We start from the raw sequence: 2,661 nt of genomic DNA, 5'->3' as shown, positions 1-2,661 counted from the left end.
CATGCGGAGGCGCGCCGCCTGTGAGCGTCGATCCGAACGACCGCGCGCTGGCCGCTTTCCTCGGCCTCGCCATGGGCGACGCGCTCGGCGCCACGGTGGAATTCATGACGCGCGGCGAGATCGCCGCGACCTATGGCGTGCATAAGAAAATCATCGGCGGCGGCTGGCTGAAGCTCAAGCCCGGCGCGGTGACCGACGACACGCAAATGGCGCTGGCTTTGGGGCGCTCGCTGATCCGGCGCGGCTTTTTTGACGCCCGCGACGTCTGCGAGGAATTCGCCGCCTGGCTGCGCAGCCATCCGCCCGATGTCGGCAATACCTGCCGGCGCGGCATCCGGCGCTATATCGTGCATGGAACGACCAGCGGGGTTTTTTCCGAGGGCGACGCCGGCAATGGCGCCGCCATGCGCGTGCTGCCGGCGGCGCTGGCGACCGCGAACCGGCCTGCGTTGGCCGAGGACTGGACGCTCTGCCAAAGCCGCATCACCCATCATCATCCTCTGTCGGATTCGGCCTGTATTGCTCTGGCGCGGATGGTCCATGCGCTGCTGGCGGGGGCGGGCCGGGACGGCGTCCGCGCAATCGCCGATGCGCTTGTCGCCGCGCAGCCCGCCTTCCAGTTCGCGCCCTATCGCGGCCTGAGTTCGGCCTTCATCGTCGATACGATGCAGACCGTGCTGCACTGCTATTTCAACACGGACAGTTTCGGAGCATGCCTGATCGAGACGGTCAATCAGGGCGGCGACGCGGACACCACCGGCGCTATTGCCGGCATGCTGGCCGGCGCCACTTATGGCATGGCCGCTTTGCCGCGCGATTGGCTGGACCGGTTGGACCACGTCGTGGTCGCGGAAATCCGCGCCCAGGTCCCGGCCTTGCTCGCTCTATCGCGTCGCGTCGAGCCGTGAGGTCAGTCGCTCGTGCAGCGGATTGGTCCTGGTGAAGACATAATCGACCGGGCGCACCACGACCTCCTCGGCGCCTTGGCCGATCAGCCAGTCCGCCAGAGCCGGCGCCTGCGCCTTGGGCGCGGTGAAAATGGCGCGGCCATTGCCGCCGCGCCGCCGAATCCGGGCGCCGAAGGCGACAAGGCCGTCGGCCAGATCCTTCGGCTCCTGGTCCAGCACGGCGACGATCTCGCGGGTGCGGCGGCCCTCTTCCTCGGCGGCGATGCGCGACAGGATTTTCCGCGCCAGTTCGCGTTGGGCGGGCGACCACTCGGCGCCGAGCGAGGCGACCAGATTGGCCTCGGAGCGCAGGATCACGCCATCGTCGAGCACTTTCAGCCCATTGGCGGCGAGCGTCGCGCCGGTCGAGGTGATGTCCACGATCAGCTCGGCCTGTCCCGCAGCGGGCGCGCCTTCGGTGGCGCCGAGGCTTTCCACGATGTGATAATCGGCGACGCCCTTGTCCTGGAAAAAGGCGCGGGTGGTGTTGACATATTTGGTGGCGACGCGCATGCGCGCGCCGCGCCGGGCGCGGAAGGCGAGGGCGACATCTTCCAGATCGGCCATGGTGCGCACGTCGATCCAGGCCTGCGGCACGGCGACGACGACATTGGCGTGGCCGAAGCCGAGCTTGGTCAACAGCGCGACCTGATGCTCGGCCTGGGCCTCGCGCACCAGATCCTCGCCGGTCACGCCGAGATGGGCGGCGCCGGAGGCGAGGTTCTTGACGATTTCCGAGGCCGAGAGAAAAGCGACCTCGACGTCGCCGACCCCTGACAGGGCGCCGCGATAGTCGCGGGCGCCGCGTCCCGTCGTCACGGTCAGGCCGGCGCGGGCGAAAAAGGCGTTGGCGTTTTCCTGCAGCCGGCCCTTGGAGGGAACGGCCAGAACGAGTTTATCGCTCATCTCACTTCGCTCCGTTCAGGCGGTCGAGCCAGATCGCCGCGCCGACGGCGGGAATCTCGGCCTTGGCGCCGAGCGTGGCGAGCAGCCGGTCATAGCGGCCGCCGCCGATGGCGGGCTGGTCGGGCGGCGCGGAGGCGGGCGCCGCCTCGAACACGAAGCCGGTGTAATAATCGAGATTGCGGGCGAAGGCGGCCGAGAAAAAGATCGTGTCGAGATCGACGCCGCGCGCGGCAAGAAAATTGAGGCGCTGGTCGAAGCTTTCCAGCGCGGCGCCGAGATCGACATCGGCGGCCGCGAAGAGAGCGCGCAATTGCGCGGACGCCTTGTCGGGCTGGCCCTCGATGGCGAAAAAGGCCTCCAACAGCCCGCGCTGTCCGGCGTCGAGCCCGGCGCTGGAGCGCAATGCCGCCTGTTCGAGGAAGCGCTCGGCGATTTCGGCCGCCGTGCGGCCGCCCAGAGCGGCGATGCCGGCGATTTTCAGCAGATCCTCGACCAAAGCGCGGGCGCCCGCCTTGTCGGCGCCGTCCAGCGCCGCCAGCACGCCGGAATGATCGCCGCTTTCGGAGACGGGAGCAGTGATCTCGGCGATGGTCTTGCCCTTGGCGAGGCCGCTGCGGATGCGCCGCAGCCAGATCGGCGACAGCTTCAGTTTTTCCAGCAAAGCTTCGAGCAGGCCGGCGTCGCCGATGCGGATGCGCCAGCCGCCGGGAACCGGGCCGGCCGCTTCGAGCGCGAGGGCGAGCACTTCGGCGTCGGCGGCCTCACGGTCGGCGCGGCCGAAGCTTTCCAGCCCGACCTGCGGAAATTC

General features: G+C 68.8%; 3 protein-coding genes. 1 reads left to right on the top strand and 2 read right to left on the bottom strand.

The annotated features are described in order from the left end of the window. Positions 1-71 precede the first annotated feature (71 nt). Positions 72-908, top strand: a complete 837-nt coding sequence (draG, locus tag ACE3S9_RS18150) for an ADP-ribosyl-[dinitrogen reductase] hydrolase (protein ID WP_374547879.1) — start codon at positions 72-74, stop codon at positions 906-908. Here draG and hisG read toward each other — a convergent pair. Together hisG and ACE3S9_RS18140 are read right to left on the bottom strand one after the other, a co-directional pair. Beyond that, positions 885-1,853: an ATP phosphoribosyltransferase gene (gene hisG / locus ACE3S9_RS18145; RefSeq protein ID WP_374547878.1), complete on the bottom strand. Its 969-nt coding sequence runs from the start codon at positions 1,851-1,853 to the stop codon at positions 885-887. The two genes, draG and hisG, sit on opposite strands and share 24 nt — an antisense overlap. A 1-nt stretch (position 1,854) precedes the next feature. Next, on the bottom strand, positions 1,855-2,661 hold an 807-nt coding region (locus ACE3S9_RS18140), incomplete at its 5' end, for an ATP phosphoribosyltransferase regulatory subunit (RefSeq protein ID WP_374547877.1).

The organism is Rhodoblastus sp. (assembly GCF_041915505.1).
Taxonomy (GTDB): Bacteria; Pseudomonadota; Alphaproteobacteria; order Rhizobiales; family Beijerinckiaceae; genus Rhodoblastus.
The sequence above is the reverse complement of the archived record's forward strand: the minus strand, read 5'-3'. Positions and strand labels throughout refer to the sequence as shown.

What these genes read in the sequence shown, in the direction of transcription:
- draG (WP_374547879.1), top strand. Translation starts at nt 72, where the DNA reads ATGGGCGACGCGCTCGGCGCCACGGTGGAATTCATGACGCGCGGCGAG.
- hisG (WP_374547878.1), bottom strand. Translation starts at nt 1,853, where the DNA reads ATGAGCGATAAACTCGTTCTGGCCGTTCCCTCCAAGGGCCGGCTGCAG.